This window comes from Paenibacillus qinlingensis (genome assembly GCF_013204845.1).
GTDB lineage: Bacteria > Bacillota > Bacilli > Paenibacillales > NBRC-103111 > Paenibacillus_E > Paenibacillus_E qinlingensis.
On record NZ_JABMKY010000019.1, the window covers coordinates 31,977 to 51,141 of the forward strand.

Sequence of the window (19,165 nt, forward strand, 5' to 3'; positions counted from 1 at the left end):
GCACAACAAGGCCTTCTAACGGAAGGCCATTTCCTTTTTCATCTCTTAAGAATGAGTAACTATTACATAGACAAAGGTGGAAGTTCCCATGGTACCAACTAATCTTCGAGCGTTTATAGAGATGTTGCGACGCGAAAATGAATTGATCGAAATCTCGGCTCCCGTAGATCCGAATCTCGAGCTTGCTGAAATACATCGTCGCGTCATCGACGAACAAGGCCCAGCTTTACTGTTCACGAATGTAAAAGGCAGCGCATTCCCTGTCGTGACGAATCTCTTCGGCACAACAAGAAGAGTAGACCTGGCGTTCGGTCCGAAGCCAGAGCAATTCATGAAAGCGGTTATTAACGCGACAAATACGTTGATGCCCCCCACACCGAAAGCACTGTGGGGTGAAAGAGGTCTTATCCTCGACCTCATGAAAGTCGGAACGAAGAAGATCCAGCCGAATCAAGCGCCGATTCTCGGCGGCTTGAAGAAGGACAACCCGCTCGCAGGACTGCCTGTCCTGACGAGCTGGCAAGAAGACGGCGGCCCGTTCGTCACGCTGCCGCTCGTGTACACCGAGCATCCCGACGGCGGTCATCATAACCTGGGCATGTATCGCATGCAGGTGTATGATGACTTCACGACCGGGATGCACTGGCAAATCCACAAGGGCGGCGGCTTCCACTACCACGAAGCCGAGAAGCGGAACCAGGCGCTGCCCGTCACCGTGTTCCTGGGCGGCCCGCCTGCGCTCATCGCCTCGGCGATTGCGCCGGTGCCCGAGCACCTGCCCGAGCTGATGCTCGCTTCGCTCATCCTCGGGCAGAAGTTGCCCATGGTGGAGAATCCCCATGGGGGGCACCGCCTCGTAGCCGAGGCGGAGTTCGCGATATGCGGCTCCGTACCGCCGCATCTCAGACGCCCCGAAGGGCCGTTCGGCGACCACTTCGGGTATTACTCACTTACCCATGATTTCCCCGTGTTCAACGTGAATCATGTGTGGCACCGCAAAGACGCGATCTATCCGGCGACGATCGTCGGCAAGCCCCGCCAAGAAGATTACTTCCTTGGCGAATTCTTGCAAAGATTGCTGGAGCCCGCGTTCCCGATGGCGATGCCAGGGGTGAAAGACCTGTGGACGTATGCCGAGACCGGGTTCCACCCGCTCGCAGCCGCAGTCGTCCGAGAAAGCTACAGCCGTGAGGCGCTCGGCACGGCGTTCCGCATCCTCGGTGAGGGTCAGCTATCCCTCACGAAGTTCTTGATCGTGACGGACCGTCCAACGACCTTAGCGAACTTCTCACAGTTGTTAGAAAATGTATTGGAACGCTTCGATCCAGCTCGGGATCTGTTTATATTTAATAAAACATCGCATGATACTTTGGATTATACCGGTGGGCAGCTCAACCACGGCTCGAAAGCCGTACTACTCGGCACAGGCGACCCTGTACGCGAGCTCCCAAGGGCTTACACAGAGGGCGAACTGCCTGAGATCCATGATATCGCTGTTTATTGCGGCGGCTGTCTGCTCGTCTCTGGCGCTTCCTATGCAGCCGAACCAGAGCTGCCACAGCGCCTGCTTGCGAATGCAGCTGATCGATTGAAGCAATGGCCTATGGTCATCCTTGTTGACGATGCCAGTGATATTGCAAATGATCAAACCAAATTCTTATGGACCGTGTTCACACGTTTTAACCCTGCAAGTGATATGTATGCAGAGTCCAGCGTGAACCGACATCATATTGCGTATGAAGTTCCGATTGTCATTGACGCTCGAATGAAACCCGGATATCCAGATGAACTGTTCCCGCGGGAAGATATTGTAGAACTCGTTGATCGCAGATGGAAGGAATACTTCGCGTGATGAGCTCGGGACGTTTACGAGCCATCTACCCGCATTTGGGATTTGTATTGGTTTATTTGCTTTGGGGGATCAATATGGCTTCTCTCAAAATCGGTGGAAGAGAATGGGACAGTCTCGTTTTTAATGGACTACGCTTTGCGAGTATGATTCCGATCTTGTGGGTCTATACTTACTTTTATTATCGCTCTCGGTCGCTTCGTTTCCATATTGCAGGTCGTGATCTTCTGCTCATCTGTGGGTTAGGGATACTGAATGCCGTTGGTATGGAAGCACTGCTGCAATATGCGCTACAGTTTTCCAACGCTGCGAATGGTGCTGTACTGGGTCGAGGGTTTATGCCTGTTATCACAGTGCTTATTGCCGTCTTGGCTAGGCAAGTGAAGATCACATGGCGAATCCTAATCGGAATCCCCTTGGCACTCGGCAGTGTCATCCTCATTGTCTCGGGGGGAGCCGAGGGCTTTCACTTAGGTAGTGAAACATTTCGCGGGGACATTCTTCTGCTTATGCGCAGTTTCATGGGAGCGATTTATCTCATTGGCATGAACCGCTTAGTCGTGAAATATCCGCTTCCGATTTTAATTTCACTTGAAATGACAGCTGGAGCCCTATCTTTATTACCGTTCGTGCTATTGCGTGCGGATGGTGCTTATTTCGCTGCGATCTCGCAGACGGGCTGGATCAGCTTAATCTATACCTCATTGCTGGCAACAGCGGTAGGTTTCTCGTTACACAATTGGAGTCTAGCCAAACTGGGGCCATTCAAATCATCAGCCTATGGGTATTTACTTCCGGTTACAGCTGCACTTGGTGGTTTCATTTTTTTAGGAGAATCAATCTCGTTAAGTCAGTATCTTGGAGGCGTGGGTGTGTTAGCCGCGATGTTTTTCGTGCAGCGTGATCGAGCAACAAGTGCCAAACGAGCACCTATCCCTGCAGCAACGGCCACGACGTTAACAAAGTAACAGGGCAATTCTAAATCTCATATTATTTTGGATAAAAAGGGTGGTGACTTATGCTTCGTGTGTTATTTAATGAGCCGGAACGTATCGACAGCGGACTCCTTTTGGAAGCTTTCGATGCGGTGAGAGCCTATATGAAACAGATCGAAACTGAACAGAGTCACCTCTCCACAGCGCATTCGATCTTTCATCGGCAAGCGATATGGAGCAAGGGGTTTATTGATGCCTTAGATGAGCTCGAACAGAGCAAGTACTGCTGTGAGCGATATGGCGAGCGGATTGTTAAAGGTTTTTTGGAAGAAATGACCCCGCAAGAAACAGATGATTATCAACGCTTTGTTTATTTCTACAAAAATGCATTCATCCGTCTATTCTCTGTATTTGATAAACTAGGAACATTTATGAATGACCTCTTCGCCTTGAAGACGGAAACCGTGAAATCGCGATTTTCGTATTTTACGGTACTTCGCCATATGCATGATAAGCATCTTCATGGCTCGTTAGAACTGCAACTGTATACGCTCAAAATGACGTATAAAGTGCCGTTAGAGCGACTCCGCAATCTGCGTAATATGGAAATGCATTATATTAATGCTGAGATGTTAGACGATCTTATGCAGAAAGAGCCGATGCTTGGTGAACGCGTTCATATTGAGGATGTGAAGCTGAATTTATCTGATTTGCAGCAGGGATTTGACATGGTATGCCGAACCTTAACAATAGCGTTTACTTATATTACGGCATATGTGACAAAGGGGTAGGGGACCATGCCATTAAGAGGTCGAACAGTGCTTGTTACAGGCAGTGCCAAGGGTTTGGGCAAAATGACGGCATTGACCTTAGCCAAGAAGGGCTGCCAGGTTGCTGTGAATTATGTAACAAGTGAGAAGGAAGCTGCCGAACTCGTTCATCAATTGAAGGATATTGGCGTTCGCAGCATCGCGGTACAGGGGGATGTAGCCAAGCGCGAGGACATCTACCGGATGGTTGAAGAAACGGTCTCACAGTTGGGGCCGATAGATATACTTGTCAATAACGCAGGGCCTTTTGTTCGTGAACGGCGTTTTTTCGCAGATTACAGCATGGACGAAATTGACTATTTAATGCGAGGGAATCTGATAGGCGTCATGGAGTTGGATCATCTTGTTCTCCCTATGATGAGAGAGAGAAGATGGGGGCGTATCATCCATTTCGGCTTTGGGAAAGCGGCTGAAGCGAGGGGTTGGACGCACAGAGCTGCTTATGCGGCTGCCAAAGTAGGGTTAGTTTCATTTACCAAAACATTAGCCGAAGAAGAAGCCGCACATGGTATCACGGTGAATATGATTTGTCCGGGTGACATTCGCGGAAAGAACAAAGAACGCACGATGGAAGAGGCACGCTTAGAAGTGGATGGGGAAACGCCTGTTGGCAGACCGGGAACGGGTGAGGATGTAGCGCGTGTTATTGATTTCCTCTGCTCGCCTAACTCGGATTTCATCACAGGTAACATTATGGACATCTCTGGCGCGTTGGATCCGATCCAGCCGATTCCTGTACTCAAACAACGCAAAACAGAGTAGAACGCCATATGGCAAAAAGAGCTTACCATAGAGGTAAGCTCTTTCTTTATGATATAGTCGTAATTAGAATACCTGTACGACTTCTGTTATGCCTTCTACCTCTTCAACCAATGCGCGCTCAATACCAGCTTTCAAAGTGATTGTTGAGCTTGGGCAGCTGCCGCAGGCACCCATAAGTTTAAGCTTTACGATTCCGTCTTCCACATCAACTAGATCGACGTCACCGCCATCACGTTGTAGGAAAGGACGAAGTTTATCTAAAACCTCAAGAACTTCATCGTAAATCGCTTCTTTGGTTTTTTCTGTCATTTGATTCATCTCCTTTCTTTATCTATTATAGTACAATACGCATTAAATGAAAATGGTTTTGGGTTTGAAACTATCAACATGGGGTGGAATTTTTAAATGCGACCAATTATTGAATTTTGTGCCAGCAATATGCACACAGGAACAGATAAAGTAATGAAAGACCTTGAACAAAATCCGGAATTTGATGTCATGGAATACGGCTGTCTGGGCAACTGTGGCCAGTGCTACATGGAGCCTTACGCACTAGTCAACGGCGAAATCATTGCCGCGGAAAGCGCCGAGAGCCTCCATATTCTTATTTTAGAAAAAATCAAAGAGATTGAGGCCATGTATGATTTGCTTAGTGAATAAGCCGATCCAGCTTTCTTAACCGAAGTGGCGTTTGGATTTCCAAAGTACGCCGCTTTTTAGCATACGAGCAATTTTTCCTGTCATTAACGTACGTTTTCCCATGATGCCGAATCCGCTCTTTTTGCCAAGTGAACCGAGTGTTCCACGCAGCTTGATTTTGCCAAGCTTAGGTGCATCGCCTTTCCAAATCGCTTGAATCACTTCGGCAATTTGCTTGCCTTGCGCTTGTGCGGCTTGGGCACTTGGTGAGAACGGCAGGGACGCACAGTCACCTACGACGTAAACTTCTTCAAAGTCCGGGATTTGGTGGTATTCATTTAACAGAATACGTCCTTGCCGATCTTTTGGTACATTCAAAGCTTCGACAATAGGTGTTGGTTGTATACCTGCTGTCCAGATTGTTGCATCGGTACGGATAATTTCATCTTGGTTGTACAAATCGCCGCCATCCAAACGAATAAGCGAGACTTGTGTACGAAGCTCAATATGGTGTTCGATCATCCATTCGCGCACATACTGTTGCAGATTCGTAGGAAAAGCGGAGAGCAGACTCGGACCCCGATCGATTAATCGAATATTGAGATCAGGGCGGCTTTCACGAAGCTCTGATGCCATCTCTACACCGCTAAGTCCTCCACCAATGATGGAAACTTGTCCGTATGGATTAATGTTGTTTATTTTCTGATAGGTTGCACGTGTTTGAGCGAGTGTTTGGATACTGGATGAAAACTCTTGCGCACCAGCAATACCATGATAACTGTCAACACAACCAAGTCCAATGACTAGCCAGTCATAGGAGATGGGTTCTTTGTCGTAGAAGTTGACCTGTTTCGTTTCGAGATTAACATCTGACACTTCTCCGTAAACAAGCTGAAGCCGCGAATCATCGGGATAAGATACACGAATATGCGTTTCAGCAATGGTACCGGAAGCAAGTGCATAATATTCTGTTTTGAGTCCTTGGAAGGGACTGCGATCAATCATAATAAGTTCAGTGTCGTCTGGTAAATCCTTTTCCAGCAAATTTAAAGCTATGGTGAGACCGCCATAGCCTCCTCCGAGAATGACAAACTTTTTCATAGCCAACCAATATCCCTTCTGAACGATGATCTATTCTCTACTACCTATTATCTCTAATATACTTTGATTTCATTATAAAAGGTGTCTCGCTCTACCGCGACGCGGCCAGCACCTTGAATGAGCCATACAATCTCATCGCGTGTTAAACCTTCTGGTGAAAGAGCGCCAGCAGCATGTGAGATTTTCTCTTTCACGATCGTGCCGTGAGCATCTGAAGCACCGAATGTGAAGGAGAGTTGCGTAAGTTTCGTTCCGATATTGATAAAGTAAGCTTTAATATGTGGGAAATTGTCTAACATTAGGCGGCTAATCGCCATTGTTTTGAGTTCGTCCCAAGCAGGAACGAAACGTTTAAGGCTTGCATTTTTGCTCGCTGGCTGAACAGAATTAGGAATGAATACGAGGAAACCGCCTGTTTCGTCTTGCAGCTCGCGCAGCAACATCATATGGCGAATCCGTTCTTCTTTCGTTTCAATGGAACCATATAGCATGGTCGCATGAGTTTTCATCCCTAGAAGATGAGCTTGACGATGAACATCCAACCATTCTTCAGTGGACGCTTTTTCGACTTTCATTTTCGAACGGTAACGTTCCGTAAGAATTTCCGCGCCTCCGCCAGGAAGTGTGGAAAGTCCAGCATCCATTAATGCCTTAAGTACATCTCGATAGCTGAGGCCGCTAATACGTGAGAAGAATTCGATCTCTGCAGCAGTATGAGCTTTAATCGTGACATCGGGGTAAGCTTGCTTCAACCGACGAATGCAATCCACGTAATACTCGAAAGGCAGATGGGGGTTATGCCCCTGACTAATATGGAACTCTTTAATTTCAGGGTTAAAATTCTCGGCGATGTAATCTAACATCTGGTCTGGTGTTAGTGTGTAAGCACCTTCTTGACCTTCGTCGCGGCGGAAATGACAAAATGAACAATGCTCTTCACAGACATTCGTGAAATATAAGCTCATATTTTGTACAAAATATACCTTGTTCCCATTCAACCGTGTATTCACTTTATTGGCTAATTGACCAATGGTTAAAAGATCGTCGGATTCATATAAAAACAGTCCGTCTTCCATACTTAGACGTTCGCCGTTCTCAACTTTGTCAGCAATCTCAGCCATCCGTTTAATCGGGTCTACTGTCGTAATACTCATGCTCCATGCCTCCTATGAAAATAAAATAAACCGCATAATGAAACGACGCAGCCAGCAGTTAGAACTAGGTGCGTTAGGTGGTGTGAGTTGCTCGCGTACCTGTCAACCAGTTCGGTTAAGGAATTCACAACCAGATTTATATCGATACAAGCTATCCATCCATCTTATTATAAACCTCCTACTTAGGAGGGGCAACATCAGAACGTTGAAGATAAATCGACAATCTTATCCATGTCCTATATTTTTTCGGTGAAATTGGCGAAATGTTATTCCCAATATTAACAAATTCCTGTATACTATTGCAATGTGATTACGTAAGGGCTAAAGGTGATAATAATCGTGCTACCATTATTCGTGACCGAACCGCAGGAACGACTTCATATCAAAATTGAACAACTTCGAGGCCAAATGGTTAGTTTGGGAACCTCGCATGGATTCCTGCATCCTGACGTGCAGAAATGCAGTCGCGATCTGGACCAGTTGCTATTGCAGTATTATGCCACTAGACGTTCTAAACAGTGAACAGCTGCCCTTGAGCATCGGATGAATTAGGAGTATACTTATACTAAGCACTTCGTATACCAATGCCAGTTTTCCTTATATATAAGGAAAAACAAGGAGGGATTTCCATTATGATTAATATAAGTGAATCAGCTAGTGATAAAATTAAAGAGCTTTTGGCATCAGAAGAATCACCTAATCTATTCTTGCGCCTTGGCGTGAAAGCTGGGGGTTGTAGCGGCTTTTCTTACGGAATGGGCTTTGATGATGATCAAAAGGCTGACGATAAAGAATTTACTATTCACGGCGTGAAAGTTGTCGTGGATGAAGAGAGCGCCAAGTATTTATACGGCGTCCAAATCGACTTCGAAGACAAAGGCATGGGCGGCGGTTTCACCATCAACAACCCTAACGCAGTAGCTTCGTGTGGTTGTGGATCCTCGTTCAAGCCAGCGGATTATGAGGGAACACCTGAGCCTTGTGATGATAAGGTTGAGGCTTGAGTAAGTAGTAATGAACCTTCTGAACTTATGTGTAGATCACACTAGTTCAGAAGGTTTTTTTTGTCATGCTAGAGAAGAAAAGGGAACTAGGATGCGCTATTTTCGACTAATTTAACGAAATGAGTATCCTAGGGGAACGAGAGTGTCTTATTTTTCTCAAAAACACCAAATTCTTCAGAAATCAGGCAAATAACGCATCTACGTTCCTCTTGGTACAAATTTCAAGTTCTTTCGGTGAAATAGCGCATCTACGATCCCTTTTCATAGTAAACCAACGACGGCTTAAACCTGCAACCACCAAATCCCCGCGCACTCCGGCAACGTAGTCAACTGCTCGCTGACAACCTTATCGGCTATCGCGTCCCCAAAGAAAAATCTCGTAAGCATCTCGGCTTCATCTACGCTCTCAAATGTATAATCAGTCCGTATCCACCTATGAGAAAAACCATATTCGGATTCAAGAAGCCTATAATAATCCACCAAGAAATCGGGTGGGTTGGGTGTTTCGGAACCAGTTCCGAAGTTCTCGATAATAATGGCCGTACCACCTGGGCGCAGAACTCTTCTGATTTCGCTTATAACTTGGTGAATATTGGCTTCCCAGTGATCGACATCCGAATTTCCTAGATAGCATATACTCCATCCGGATACGATTAAATCTGCTCGATGATCTTCGATCGGCAATTGCCTGTGGTCAGCAACTTGAGTTCTCCAATTGTGCAGATCTGCTTGCCCAAGATGATCTGCGGTAATTCGCAGCATAGATTCGGATGCATCCAAAGCTACAATGGACTTCGCTTGTGGAGCGAGAACCCGGGTTAATCGCCCAGCACCGGCTCCCATGTCTATGATGTCGAGGCCTTCAACGGGGATGATGGCTTGAATGGTTTCATATAAGCTTGCTTGTTTGGAAACGAGTCGTTCATACATGGTTGCTTGATTGGCATAAATATCTGCATGATTAGGCATTTGATTATTTCCTCCTTAGGGTAATGTTAGACATTGCTATCGTAATGTGTAACGTAAGGAGAAGGTCAAGACACCATTTTTTTTAGGGTTGAATAGGAACCGCGTATACGATATATAAGAAATCGTTGATTTTCGTATGTTTGGTAATATAACCATTTTCGTCAAACCAGGCTAGCAGGTTAGAGCAGATGGCATAATGCTGATCTTGCATCGTTGTGAGAAGATCCGTCCGCTCGTCCGCTAGCAATTCTTTCATGTGCTGTTCTTTGGCTGATTCATTCTCGAACATTAAATCCGCTATGCAAATTCTACCGTGAGACTTGAGTACGCGGCGCATTTCATCTAGCGCCAGCAGTTGCTGTTCGTTAGAAATATGGTGAAAAGCAAACGATGTAACGACAAAATCGAATTGGTTATCCATGTAGGGAATAGCAAGGAAATTACCTAGTTTTATCTCCATTTGCGGATGTTTACTTTGGCATTGTTTCATCATTTCTTTGGATTGGTCTACGCCAGCCATGTGAATGCCATTTTGCAGAAATCGCTGGGCCAAATTACCAGTGCCTGTGCCAAGATCCAGCCCTTTTTCCCCAGCCCTCGGCTTTACCCATTGCAATGTTAGATCAAGAACTTCCTCGTATCCTTTATACTCGTTGTCATTATGTAAAACCCGTTGGTCGTGAGTTAAGGCTTGTTGATCAAAATTCCATGTATCCCTCCAATTTTTGCGCATTTCCCGAAGTCGTTTGGAACCCTCTGCAAGTGTGAAAATATCGTCTATCGGAAGCGAATTGTTCTGTTTCAGGAGGTCAATCATGGTATCCGTTGTTTCAATAATTTGCTTAAACTCCAGCCACTGAGCAAAAACAACAGATCGCTGTATTTCTAAATAGTATTGCAGCTGCTCTTTATCATCCGCATCAACATCAAGTAATGCTTTTTGAATATCAGCAACAGACATGCCTGATTCCCTTAGCGAAATAATGGTTTGCAACCGCCATATTTCTTTTTCTGAAAATGTTCTATATAAATTATTTTCCTGCTTTGACGGTGAAATGAGTCCTTTATCTTCATAGAAGCGGATGGCCCTTGGCGAAATATTCAATTTGTTTGCAACATCTTTAATTTGCATGCTTTCACCCTTTCTCTCCCTTTAATAAACCTTAACGTAAGGGAAAAGTAAAGTTGCAAATAGCATTGACTAGCTAGTTAGGAGTCGTCTCTCATTACCAATTTGTGGAATATACTATAATGCTAGCACTAGTCGTTGTTTGAAAGGAGGGAGCCAAATGGCAACTAGAAAGGATTTCATAGATCTCGTTGCACCGATTGCTTTGAAGCTTCGTTTAGAAGGCTCACCAATTTTCCCATCTGTTCGAATAGCACAGGCGATACTGGAAACTGGGGGTAAAATAAACGCTTGGAATAACTTGGTTGGATATAAAGTTGGAAATGGTGTGCAAACACCTTATTGGCGGGGCGATCGTGTGTCAGTAAGCACATGGGAATTCATAAATGAGGAAAATGTGACGGTACCTGGGGATTTTCGGGTATATAACTCTATCGAAGATGGATTTCGAGATCAAGATTTGTTATTTCAAGCTGCTCGTTATTCAGCAGTTCGGTCAGCAAGCACACCACAAACTCAAACAGCTGCACTACAGAAGAGTGGATATGCGACTGACCCTGCCTATACAAGTAAATTAAATTCGATTATAGCGACGGAAGGGTTAACTTTCTTCGATGAGGAGGTCATTCGGATGTTAGAGAATTTACAAGCCCAGATATCAGAATTAACAAGTAGAGTTCGTTCACTTGAAGAGCAGGCCGCTTTGACGGTCGTGCCAACATGGGCGAAGTCAGCCGTTGATGCGGCAGTTAAGGCCGGTTTGATTGACACACCGGAGAAAGGGAGCTATGATTTCTACCGCTTATTAACAGTGCTACATCGCAAGGGGTTTATTTAAATGTGGAAGAAATCATAGGGGCCGAAAAGGGGATTGATGAGGTTAATAAACCATTCGGCCCTTAATTCTTACGTTTTCACCATATTTGGCTTGCATCAACTTTGTTTGTTCTTGCATATAGGCATAAATTTCTTTCAAACGGTTCTTACGTGGTTTAATGGTTTCTTTAATTTCTCCATTTAAAACGATATCGTAAACGATCATAGTAGTTCAGCTCCTTTTGTTTTGTTTTGTCTTTCTACTATCATTGTAAAGCATGATTATTAAGGGATGATTAAAATTTCTTTTCAATTTTGTGAAAAAGATGAAGGTTATGTTAAATGAACGTTAAAAATGCCTAAAATAGTGATCATTTTTTTTTATCAGTAATTTACAAGTTTTGGATGTGCATAAGTTTATGCACAATATCCCCCTATAATTTGTCTGCCTTCATGGTACATATTAACAATTTACCCACAGGATATGCACACTTATCTGTGGATAACGGAACGCTTGTTCTATCAAAAACCCCATGATACTATTAGTTTAAATTATAGAATATGGGTGATTTCAGTGAGACAAATTAGCGATGAGACATTGATCGACTCTTATTACAAGGCACTAGATTTAAGATTAGAATCGGATTTTCTTGAACTATTGCTCGCGGAAATACAGAGACGCAAATTAAAGTTATCCGTGTTGGTTAAGGACGAGGCACCACTTAATTAATAAAATTCACTCAGCACGTATTGGCAGGGTATAGCTAGAATGACAGTCGGGACAATTCAAGAGGTGAAGGCAGAGCTCTTGCTCATCGCCTTCCTGGTTGGTCAAGGAAATGTTGTTCATCTCGTAAGGCGAATAAGGACCGAGCAAGTCACTCAGCTTACCATGGTCACACATACGCTGCGAGCACTCAGGACAGTTGGTTTGCAATTCTTGCATGCCATTACAAACTGGACATATAGATGACAAAGGGGTATTCCTCCTAATCCGTAGATTAGGTTAGAATACCCCTTTTCATTTCTAATCATTATAATTTCAAGTTCGAGCTGTGTCCTGGTGAAAGCTTAGCACTTGGATCAATGTAAACTTTGGCATTGTTAATGGCAGTAGGTGCTTCACCGAAGCCAACAGCAATCAATTTTAATTTTCCGGGATATGTCGTAATATCACCAGCAGCGAAGATACCTGGGGTATTCGTTTCCATACGGGAATCAACAACGATTGAGCCGTTTTCGATGTCAAGACCCCATTCTGAAATCGGTCCAAGAGAGGATACGAAGCCGAAGTTGATAATAACGGCATCGACATCGTGGATGCGTTCTTCGCCTGATTTAATATTTTTAAGCGTAATTCGCTCGATTCGATCTGTTCCATGAAGCTTAGTGATTTCGGTTGGTGTAACAACGTTAACCTTCGAATTCATTAAGTTCTCTACACTGTGCTCATGCGCACGGAATTTATCTCGACGGTGGATCAGTGTAACTTGCTCAGCAATCGGCTCAAGCATCAAAGCCCAATCAACTGCTGAATCACCGCCGCCGCTAATGATAACTTTTTGACCAGCAAATTGATGCAAGTCACTTACGAAATAATGTAAATTTTTCTTCTCGAATTGCGCAGCTTCCGGTAGTTCAAGACGGCGCGGCTCAAATGCGCCAACACCAGCTGTAATAATAACGGCATGGCTCAAATGGACGCCTTTGTCTGTCGCAATTTCGAATAGTCGTTCTTCTTTCTTAACAACGCCATGAACCTTCTCTTCCAAGCAAATGTGGATCGGAAAGTGTTTCATTTGTGCAGATAAATGATTAACGAGATCTTGCGCCGTAACTTTCGGGAATCCTGCAACATCATAAATATATTTTTCTGGATATAGAGCTGCTAGTTGGCCACCGAGTTGGGGCATGCTTTCAATAATTTTCACAGATGCTTGACGCATTCCAGCGTAGAAGGAGGCGAACATGCCAGCCGGGCCACCGCCGATTACAATAATATCAACGATATCTTGATTTGTTTCAGTCACTTTCATAATAGAACCTCCGATTTGGTCCAATATGTGTAAGTAATCAGATAAAGCGATAATCATTATCATTATAAACGTCTCATCTAATGAAGGAAACAGAAAAGTTTAAATTCTCCATATAAATACTTATAGAGAAGATAAGTAAATGCTTACATGGATTGGATGGGCTAAAACGCCTATAATACAAGATTTTTTATGCAAAATGACACTTGATATTTACTTATGAAAATTATATCATATCATGAGAATCGGTTTACCATGTTGTGACGAATTTCCGCCTGTTTTATCATAATTCACTTCGAAAGCGTGCAAACTAGTAGCAGTATACTACTTTTGAAGCTGTTTGTGTAATTTTTCACAAGATAGAGAGACCATGGGACAAAATATGGATATGGAAGTGAGAGAGACATGAGTAGAATACCAAGAATCGTTATATTAGGAGCCGGTTACGGCGGAATCCTTGCTGCAATTCGATTGCAGAAGGAATTGAACTACAACGAAGCTGATGTTACGCTTGTTAACAAGCATGACTATCACTACATTACAACACATCTTCACATGCCTGCTGCTGGGACAGATAATCCTGAAAATGCACGCGTGAACATTTTGAAATTGATTGATGAATTTAAAGTGGATTTCGTGAAATCGACAGTCACCCAAATTCGTCCACATGAGAAAAAAGTTATTTTGGAAGACGGAACACTTTCCTACGACTACTTGGTAATCGGACTTGGTGGCGAAGCGGAAACTTTCGGAATTCCTGGTCTCAAAGAAAATGCGCTGAATATTCGCAGCATCAACAGTGTTCGCTTTATTCGTGAGCACATTGAATATCAATTCGCGAAGTTTAAGCGTGAACCAGACCGCAAAGATTACCTAACTTTCGTTATCGGTGGCGCTGGATTTACCGGTATTGAGTTCATTGGTGAGCTTGCGGATCGTATTCCTCTTCTATGCAAAGAGTTCGATGTGGATCCTTCCCTTGTGAAGATTTATAATATTGAAGCTGCGCCAACAGCATTGCCAGGTTTCGATCCTGAGCTTGTTGAGTATGCGATGAAAGTTCTTACGGACAAAGGTATTACTTTCAAAATTGGTACAGCCATTAAAGAATGTACGCCAGAAGGCGTTCTGATTGCTGGCGATGAGTTTATCAAAGCAGCTACGGTAGTATGGACGGGCGGTATCCGTGGTAACCATATGCTTGATGAGGCTGGTTTCGAAACGATGCGCGGCAGAATTAAAGTAAACGAGCATCTTCATGCTCCAGGATTCGATAACATCTATGTTGTGGGTGACTGTTCTATAGTTATGAACGATGAAGGCAGACCATACCCGCCGACAGCACAAATTGCTATGCAGCAAGGTGAAGCTGTAGCTCATAACTTGATCGCATCGATTCGCGGATCGCAAATGAAAACTTTCAAATACTCGAACAAAGGTACAGTAGCTTCCCTTGGTAAAGGTCAAGCGATCGGTATCGTAGGTTCCCGTAAATTGAAAGGGAATGTCGCAGCTATGATGAAAAAAGTGGTTGATATGAGATACCTTTACATTATTGGCGGAATTCCATTAGTTATACGTAAAGGCCGTTTCTAGTCAAGGAATACTAACGGGGGGATTACCATGCGGCACTGTAGTGTCCAAGTAAGAGGACTTCTTACCCGGGATGAACTGGATCGTTACAATGCCTTGATCGAAGTAGGTCACTTCTTAGAGACCGAGAAACGGTACGATCATGTCGCTGTCGTCCAAAAGGAAATTGATATCCTCATTCTTCCTGCGATTGAACGTTTGAAGGAAAAAGGTCGTCAGCGTGACCGTGATACAGAAGCGTATCTAGCACGCAAAGCTCAGATGGAAGCTGAACTAGCGGCTGCTCTACGTGACGATGAGGATGAAGACTAGCTACCAAAGAAGCATTGCTCTCTAATGAGCAGTGCTTCTTTTTCTATGTATAAGAAGAAAAAGAGCAGAGGACCGAAGTCCTGTGCTCTTATTATTTGAACTATATTTGAATGAATGACGCGAATTTGTCAGGAAGCATAACGTTCCCAACGTAGAAATCTCCGAACTCGCCAAAACGTGCACTGACTTCATCGAAACGCATTTCGTACACGAGCTTTTTGAAATGAAGAGGATCATCAGAGAATAGAGTAACGCCCCATTCCCAATCATCCAATCCTACGGAGCCTGTGATGATTTGTTTGACTTTACCAGCGTATGTACGACCGATCATGCCGTGGCTGCGCATCATTGTCTTACGATCTTCCGCAGGAACCATGTACCAGTTGTCATTGCCTTCACGACGCTTGTTCATCGGGTAGAAGCAAATGTGCTTGGATTTCGGAAGGATAGGCTTCAAGCGAGCTTGAAGTTCAGGATCTAGCGCAGGGTCAACACCTGGCTTAGCCAGGTATGCGCTCAATTCTACAATGGAGACGTAGGAATAAACGGGTATAGTAAAAGCAGCAAAGCTAGACTTGTTAAAAGCAGTTTCAAGCTCATTCAGCTCTTCCAATGTTTCACGCAGTTGCATGAAAACGAAATCAGCCTTCTGGCCTACGATGCTATAAACGGCAGTACTGCCTAGTTTATCGTTCTCAACTTGTTGCCACTGGGACAAGAAGGATTGCAGCTCGTCCGCTGCATGCTTACGTTCTTGTGGGGTTGCAGCATGCCATGCATTCCAATCCATTAGACGGAAATCATGGAGCGCATACCAGCCTTCCAGCGTTTGTACGGCTTCACTCATTGTTTTTCCTCCATTCAAGGGCTAATATCCCCTACATTGTATCCAATTCATGGAGAAAGGGCAAATGAACAAAGGGTGAAGACTGAGCAACAATTGTTCAATTTGTGTACACTTTACCTGTACCTTTCCGTAGATTACAATAATAAGAGCTATAGAGGCCAAAGTTAGGAAGTGCTTCTACATATTTAAGGGGGAACTACTACCATGTTACAAATGGTTATTGCCACTGTCTTAATGATGGTGTTATTTTTTGGGATCGGTTTTATTCTGAATATGCTTATGAAAACAACATGGTTCCCACTGTATGCGTTCATCGCCTTAGTGATTGGGATTATCATCTATGGGTACATGGGTTCATCATCGTTTCTATCCAATGACGAAAGCTTCACCATTGTTGACGTGATTCCAGCTATCGGCGGCTTAGTCGGTGCCATTTTGAGCGGTTCGGCGATTAAAGCACTGCGGATTCGCGGTTTCAAAATGTTCTAATATTACGGAGGCGATTGGGTCACGCTAAGAGAAGTTACTTAAACTTCACTTACGGAGGAGACACGACCAGTGCCTTGGGCGAATGTGAATGGAACATCACTGCACTATGAGATAACGGGACCAGAACGGGGCACACCTATCGTCTTTATTCATCCCCCGTTGCTTACGCTGGAAGCTTTCAGATATCAGAAAGAGCAACTAGGCGTCTATTACCGGGTGATTACTTTTGACATTAGAGGGCATGGCGGAAGTGCGGGTTCGAAGCAATCAATTTCTTATCAACTTATTTCGCAAGACATCATAGGGCTTCTTGATTTCTTAGGGATCGAGGAGGCCTTTCTTTGCGGATATTCAACCGGAGGAACGGTTGCCTTGGACGCTTTACTAACCCATCCCCGCCGATTGGTGGGGGGAATTATCGTTAGTGGAATGTCAGAATTGACAGACACGTACAATAGAATCAGGGTTTGGCTTGCAATACGAATGGCGAATCCTAGTCGAATTATGAATTTTTTGATTAGAGCGATTACGTATGGCAATGCCGATAAAAAGACAACCTATCAGGAGTTAAAAGACCATGCTTTGCAGGATATGGCAGGGAATGTGAGATCGTATTTTGAGCAATCATTGCGATATAGCTGTACAGATAGACTCGCAAAGATTCAGCAACCGGTCTTATTGATCTATGGTGAAAAAGACGTTGACTTCCATCCCTATGCTCAAATTCTCCATTCGGGGTTACCGCATAGCTCTCTTTTTTTCATCAAAGATGCGAAGCATCCTGTACCGATTCAAAGCGCTGAACGCATGAATGACATCATTCATCTATGGCTGGAAAGCCTTCATGAGAAGGAACAGAAGGAGCGTTGGAAGCTCGATTTGGCCATCGCGCAGAAGCTGCATCCTCAAATGTACAGGCATGTAAATGGGTATCCTAGTGATGCCGAACACCCTATTTAATGCAAGAATAATGACCCCGAAATGAAGATTCCATTGCTTGTGATAATGCGATGGAATCTTTTTCTTGCCCAAAAGGTAAAATTATCTTTTCTCTTGTAGATACCAAGATTGTCGATTTTTGTGGTAGACTAATAGAGAGAGACTGAGACATAGGATGGCTGGATAATGAGCGATCTCTCAGTCGAGCTGAGGCAGGATGGTGCTGTAACGGGATGAGAATGACGAATATGCTGCATTTCACCGAGAATCACAGGTTTTGCGTGAACCGTGAGTTTTCTTTGAGCAGTTTAGACTATAAAATGCTAGCGATGATGTATCAACCGATGATAGGCGGTTTGGCGATAAGCTTCTATCAAGCGCTCTATCAGCAGATGAGTGCTGAGAAAGTAGGCTTCTCGCCGATGGAGCAGCAACGCAAGTTGTTTCTTCTGCTAGATCTTGAACAGAACGAGCGCGGTCGCAAGTATATTATTGAACAATCCTCCAAGCTTGAGGCGATTGGTCTTCTTCAGACGACTCGCAAGTTTGTACCCGAGGAAGAAGATTATGTGTTCGTCTATACGCTATTCGCGCCTTTAGGGCCGAATGAGTTTTTCCGAAATCAGCATTTAACGCTGCTGCTGCGTGATAAGGTTGGGAAGTTCACGCTGCTTTCGCTGCGTGAAGAACTGCTTTCACCGGAACCAGAGGAGTGTCGTGAGGCGGTCGAGGAGAACTTGTCGGTTCCTTTTTATGAGTTGTTCCGCCTGAACACGCAGGTTGTGGATTATGAGCTGGAACAAGCGCTCTATGAGGCCTCTGCAAGCAAGCAAGGGGAAGCTCGGATGGACGTGACGACCAAAGGCTTCAAGTATGCAGATATCATCATGAGGTTCCCTCGTGGAGCGAGCAACCGCGTGTTCGTTGAAGCGCTGAAACACAAGCCAGACCATATGGTAGTTATTAATATTGTGGCGAAGAAGTATAACCTCTCTTTGCAAGAAACATGCCGCTTGCTGGATGAAGATGGGGTGTTCACCGAAGAAGGTGAGCTTGTCATGGATCTCATGCAGTATAATGCGAACTTGTTCTATAGACAGAGCAAGAAGCGGGATGAGGAACGAGAGCGTACGACAACGAAATCTGAGGATGAAGTCGAAACTTCGGAAGAGCAGTCGGTGGAGATGGCTTATTATTTGGAAGTACCTCAACAGCTGCGCGGCGAATGTACCGATCATCAATACAACTACATCATGCGAAATGAGCCATACACGGCTGTGTTGAAAATGTTTTTCACACAGGGTTCGATACCTGATGGCGTACTTAATATTTTCGAAAAAATCGATTTGAACTATAAATTAAAAGAAGAAGTCATTAATGTGTTGATTCACTTCTTGCATATTGATCGTCGTTCGTGGGCTAAATCCTCGATTGAGGCTGTAGCTTCCGATATGCTAGGCAAGCAAATTAATTCGTATGAGCATGCCGTTGAATATGTACGTGAGAAAATCAATTACAAACAGAAAGCTGCTTCGAAAGTGGAATCTGCGAAAGCAGGTGGAGGCTCTGCTACGCGTGGACGTCAGGGCAAGACACAGAAGCCTCATATCCCTATTGTATTGCCTGATACAGGGACTACAGCGTCTACTAGGCTGTCTGCAGAGGAGCTCGAGGCGGCCAGACGAATGGCGCAGAAGCTGGATGAGCGATTTAACCGGAAGAATTAGTTAGCTGCTTGTCTATGGATTAAACGATGGAACTGTT

Annotated in this window: 23 protein-coding genes; 15 read left to right on the forward strand and 8 right to left on the reverse strand. The window is 44.5% G+C overall.

Going from position 1 to position 19,165, the window contains the following annotated elements; genetic code table 11:
- Positions 1 to 88: 88 nt before the first annotated feature.
- The 4 genes from HQN88_RS26930 to HQN88_RS26945 are packed head-to-tail and all read left to right on the forward strand — an operon-like array spanning position 89 to position 4,376.
- Positions 89 to 1,852 (forward strand): UbiD family decarboxylase, encoded by a 1,764-nt coding sequence (locus HQN88_RS26930; RefSeq protein ID WP_173118327.1) that lies wholly within the window; start codon positions 89 to 91, stop codon positions 1,850 to 1,852.
- Positions 1,852 to 2,817, forward strand: coding sequence for a DMT family transporter (locus HQN88_RS26935; RefSeq protein WP_173118329.1), 966 nt, complete (start codon positions 1,852 to 1,854; stop codon positions 2,815 to 2,817). The genes HQN88_RS26930 and HQN88_RS26935 overlap by 1 nt, the downstream gene beginning before the upstream one ends.
- Before the next feature lie 50 nt (positions 2,818 to 2,867).
- Positions 2,868 to 3,575: a Cthe_2314 family HEPN domain-containing protein gene (locus tag HQN88_RS26940; RefSeq protein ID WP_056613519.1), complete on the forward strand. Its 708-nt coding sequence runs from the start codon at positions 2,868 to 2,870 to the stop codon at positions 3,573 to 3,575.
- Positions 3,576 to 3,581: 6 nt separating this feature from the next.
- Positions 3,582 to 4,376, forward strand: coding sequence for an SDR family oxidoreductase (locus HQN88_RS26945; RefSeq protein WP_173118331.1), 795 nt, complete (start codon positions 3,582 to 3,584; stop codon positions 4,374 to 4,376).
- Positions 4,377 to 4,439: 63 nt separating this feature from the next.
- On the opposite strand, the gene HQN88_RS26950 is transcribed toward HQN88_RS26945, so the two are convergent.
- Entirely contained in the window at positions 4,440 to 4,685 is a 246-nt protein-coding gene (locus HQN88_RS26950; RefSeq protein ID WP_028558591.1) for a NifU family protein, read from the reverse strand.
- Positions 4,686 to 4,781: 96 nt separating this feature from the next.
- On the opposite strand from HQN88_RS26950, the gene HQN88_RS26955 reads away from it, so the two are divergent.
- Complete coding sequence (locus HQN88_RS26955) at positions 4,782 to 5,036, forward strand: YuzB family protein (RefSeq protein ID WP_173118333.1); 255 nt, start codon at positions 4,782 to 4,784, stop codon at positions 5,034 to 5,036.
- Positions 5,037 to 5,051: 15 nt separating this feature from the next.
- Here HQN88_RS26955 and HQN88_RS26960 read toward each other — a convergent pair whose 3' ends face one another.
- The gene (locus HQN88_RS26960) at positions 5,052 to 6,116 is read right to left on the reverse strand and encodes an NAD(P)/FAD-dependent oxidoreductase (protein WP_173118508.1); all 1,065 of its coding nucleotides are present in this window, start codon (positions 6,114 to 6,116) and stop codon (positions 5,052 to 5,054) included.
- Positions 6,117 to 6,169: 53 nt separating this feature from the next.
- Positions 6,170 to 7,270, reverse strand: coding sequence for an aminofutalosine synthase MqnE (mqnE, locus tag HQN88_RS26965; RefSeq protein ID WP_056613524.1), 1,101 nt, complete (start codon positions 7,268 to 7,270; stop codon positions 6,170 to 6,172).
- Positions 7,271 to 7,609: 339 nt separating this feature from the next.
- Between mqnE and HQN88_RS26970 the strand changes: the two genes are divergently transcribed.
- Positions 7,610 to 7,792 (forward strand): aspartyl-phosphate phosphatase Spo0E family protein, encoded by a 183-nt coding sequence (locus tag HQN88_RS26970; protein ID WP_274318827.1) that lies wholly within the window; start codon positions 7,610 to 7,612, stop codon positions 7,790 to 7,792.
- Positions 7,793 to 7,902: 110 nt separating this feature from the next.
- A complete protein-coding gene (locus HQN88_RS26975) occupies positions 7,903 to 8,274 on the forward strand; it encodes a HesB/IscA family protein (protein WP_173118335.1) in 372 nt (123 codons plus the stop codon).
- Between the two features lie 282 nt (positions 8,275 to 8,556).
- Here the strand turns inward: HQN88_RS26975 and HQN88_RS26980 are convergent, their stop codons facing one another.
- Positions 8,557 to 9,243 carry a class I SAM-dependent methyltransferase gene (locus HQN88_RS26980; protein ID WP_173118338.1) on the reverse strand — a complete coding sequence of 229 codons (687 nt, stop codon included), beginning with the start codon at positions 9,241 to 9,243 and terminating at the stop codon, positions 8,557 to 8,559.
- Between the two features lie 82 nt (positions 9,244 to 9,325).
- A complete protein-coding gene (locus tag HQN88_RS26985; protein ID WP_173118340.1) occupies positions 9,326 to 10,375 on the reverse strand; it encodes a MerR family transcriptional regulator in 1,050 nt (349 codons plus the stop codon).
- 157 nt (positions 10,376 to 10,532) lie between these two features.
- Here HQN88_RS26985 and HQN88_RS26990 point away from each other — a divergent pair, with 157 nt between their 5' ends.
- Complete coding sequence (locus tag HQN88_RS26990) at positions 10,533 to 11,210, forward strand: glycoside hydrolase family 73 protein (RefSeq protein WP_173118342.1); 678 nt, start codon at positions 10,533 to 10,535, stop codon at positions 11,208 to 11,210.
- 42 nt (positions 11,211 to 11,252) lie between these two features.
- Here the strand turns inward: HQN88_RS26990 and HQN88_RS26995 are convergent, their stop codons facing one another.
- Positions 11,253 to 11,414 (reverse strand): mechanosensitive ion channel protein MscL, encoded by a 162-nt coding sequence (locus tag HQN88_RS26995; RefSeq protein WP_068664416.1) that lies wholly within the window; start codon positions 11,412 to 11,414, stop codon positions 11,253 to 11,255.
- 258 nt (positions 11,415 to 11,672) lie between these two features.
- Between HQN88_RS26995 and sda the strand changes: the two genes are divergently transcribed.
- Both sda and HQN88_RS27005 read left to right on the forward strand, forming a co-directional pair.
- On the forward strand, positions 11,673 to 11,918 hold the full coding sequence (gene sda / locus HQN88_RS38700; protein ID WP_216855846.1) for a sporulation histidine kinase inhibitor Sda: 246 nt from the start codon (positions 11,673 to 11,675) through the stop codon (positions 11,916 to 11,918).
- A 39-nt stretch (positions 11,919 to 11,957) separates the two neighbouring features.
- Entirely contained in the window at positions 11,958 to 12,161 is a 204-nt protein-coding gene (locus tag HQN88_RS27005) for a hypothetical protein (protein WP_173118344.1), read from the forward strand.
- A 61-nt stretch (positions 12,162 to 12,222) separates the two neighbouring features.
- On the opposite strand, the gene HQN88_RS27010 is transcribed toward HQN88_RS27005, so the two are convergent.
- Positions 12,223 to 13,224, reverse strand: coding sequence for an NAD(P)/FAD-dependent oxidoreductase (locus tag HQN88_RS27010; RefSeq protein WP_173118346.1), 1,002 nt, complete (start codon positions 13,222 to 13,224; stop codon positions 12,223 to 12,225).
- 402 nt (positions 13,225 to 13,626) lie between these two features.
- Between HQN88_RS27010 and HQN88_RS27015 the strand changes: the two genes are divergently transcribed.
- On the forward strand, positions 13,627 to 14,817 hold the full coding sequence (locus HQN88_RS27015) for an NAD(P)/FAD-dependent oxidoreductase (RefSeq protein WP_056613596.1): 1,191 nt from the start codon (positions 13,627 to 13,629) through the stop codon (positions 14,815 to 14,817).
- A 27-nt stretch (positions 14,818 to 14,844) separates the two neighbouring features.
- On the forward strand, positions 14,845 to 15,126 hold the full coding sequence (locus HQN88_RS27020) for a hypothetical protein (protein WP_173118348.1): 282 nt from the start codon (positions 14,845 to 14,847) through the stop codon (positions 15,124 to 15,126).
- A 100-nt stretch (positions 15,127 to 15,226) separates the two neighbouring features.
- Here HQN88_RS27020 and hemQ read toward each other — a convergent pair whose 3' ends face one another.
- Positions 15,227 to 15,973, reverse strand: a complete 747-nt coding sequence (gene hemQ, locus HQN88_RS27025) for a hydrogen peroxide-dependent heme synthase (protein ID WP_173118350.1) — start codon at positions 15,971 to 15,973, stop codon at positions 15,227 to 15,229.
- A gap of 204 nt (positions 15,974 to 16,177) precedes the next feature.
- On the opposite strand from hemQ, the gene HQN88_RS27030 reads away from it, so the two are divergent.
- From HQN88_RS27030 to HQN88_RS27040, 3 genes are all read left to right on the forward strand, one after another.
- Complete coding sequence (locus HQN88_RS27030) at positions 16,178 to 16,462, forward strand: YuiB family protein (protein WP_173118352.1); 285 nt, start codon at positions 16,178 to 16,180, stop codon at positions 16,460 to 16,462.
- A 69-nt stretch (positions 16,463 to 16,531) separates the two neighbouring features.
- Positions 16,532 to 17,422, forward strand: coding sequence for an alpha/beta fold hydrolase (locus tag HQN88_RS27035; protein WP_173118353.1), 891 nt, complete (start codon positions 16,532 to 16,534; stop codon positions 17,420 to 17,422).
- Positions 17,423 to 17,634: 212 nt separating this feature from the next.
- Complete coding sequence (locus HQN88_RS27040) at positions 17,635 to 19,128, forward strand: replication initiation and membrane attachment family protein (RefSeq protein WP_173118355.1); 1,494 nt, start codon at positions 17,635 to 17,637, stop codon at positions 19,126 to 19,128.
- Positions 19,129 to 19,165: the final 37 nt, after the last annotated feature.

Coding starts and splice junctions, on each gene's coding strand:
- HQN88_RS26975 (WP_173118335.1), top strand. CDS start 7,903: ATGATTAATATAAGTGAATCAGCTAGTGATAAAATTAAAGAGCTTTTG.
- HQN88_RS27015 (WP_056613596.1), top strand. CDS start 13,627: ATGAGTAGAATACCAAGAATCGTTATATTAGGAGCCGGTTACGGCGGA.
- HQN88_RS26990 (WP_173118342.1), top strand. CDS start 10,533: ATGGCAACTAGAAAGGATTTCATAGATCTCGTTGCACCGATTGCTTTG.
- HQN88_RS27040 (WP_173118355.1), top strand. CDS start 17,635: ATGAGAATGACGAATATGCTGCATTTCACCGAGAATCACAGGTTTTGC.
- HQN88_RS26955 (WP_173118333.1), top strand. CDS start 4,782: ATGCGACCAATTATTGAATTTTGTGCCAGCAATATGCACACAGGAACA.
- HQN88_RS26945 (WP_173118331.1), top strand. CDS start 3,582: ATGCCATTAAGAGGTCGAACAGTGCTTGTTACAGGCAGTGCCAAGGGT.
- hemQ (WP_173118350.1), bottom strand. CDS start 15,973: ATGAGTGAAGCCGTACAAACGCTGGAAGGCTGGTATGCGCTCCATGAT.
- HQN88_RS27030 (WP_173118352.1), top strand. CDS start 16,178: ATGTTACAAATGGTTATTGCCACTGTCTTAATGATGGTGTTATTTTTT.
- HQN88_RS27010 (WP_173118346.1), bottom strand. CDS start 13,224: ATGAAAGTGACTGAAACAAATCAAGATATCGTTGATATTATTGTAATC.
- mqnE (WP_056613524.1), bottom strand. CDS start 7,270: ATGAGTATTACGACAGTAGACCCGATTAAACGGATGGCTGAGATTGCT.
- HQN88_RS26980 (WP_173118338.1), bottom strand. CDS start 9,243: ATGCCTAATCATGCAGATATTTATGCCAATCAAGCAACCATGTATGAA.
- HQN88_RS26995 (WP_068664416.1), bottom strand. CDS start 11,414: ATGATCGTTTACGATATCGTTTTAAATGGAGAAATTAAAGAAACCATT.
- HQN88_RS27005 (WP_173118344.1), top strand. CDS start 11,958: ATGACAGTCGGGACAATTCAAGAGGTGAAGGCAGAGCTCTTGCTCATC.
- HQN88_RS26940 (WP_056613519.1), top strand. CDS start 2,868: ATGCTTCGTGTGTTATTTAATGAGCCGGAACGTATCGACAGCGGACTC.
- HQN88_RS26930 (WP_173118327.1), top strand. CDS start 89: ATGGTACCAACTAATCTTCGAGCGTTTATAGAGATGTTGCGACGCGAA.
- HQN88_RS26935 (WP_173118329.1), top strand. CDS start 1,852: ATGAGCTCGGGACGTTTACGAGCCATCTACCCGCATTTGGGATTTGTA.
- HQN88_RS26985 (WP_173118340.1), bottom strand. CDS start 10,375: ATGCAAATTAAAGATGTTGCAAACAAATTGAATATTTCGCCAAGGGCC.
- HQN88_RS26960 (WP_173118508.1), bottom strand. CDS start 6,116: ATGAAAAAGTTTGTCATTCTCGGAGGAGGCTATGGCGGTCTCACCATA.
- HQN88_RS26950 (WP_028558591.1), bottom strand. CDS start 4,685: ATGACAGAAAAAACCAAAGAAGCGATTTACGATGAAGTTCTTGAGGTT.
- HQN88_RS27020 (WP_173118348.1), top strand. CDS start 14,845: ATGCGGCACTGTAGTGTCCAAGTAAGAGGACTTCTTACCCGGGATGAA.
- sda (WP_216855846.1), top strand. CDS start 11,673: ATGCACACTTATCTGTGGATAACGGAACGCTTGTTCTATCAAAAACCC.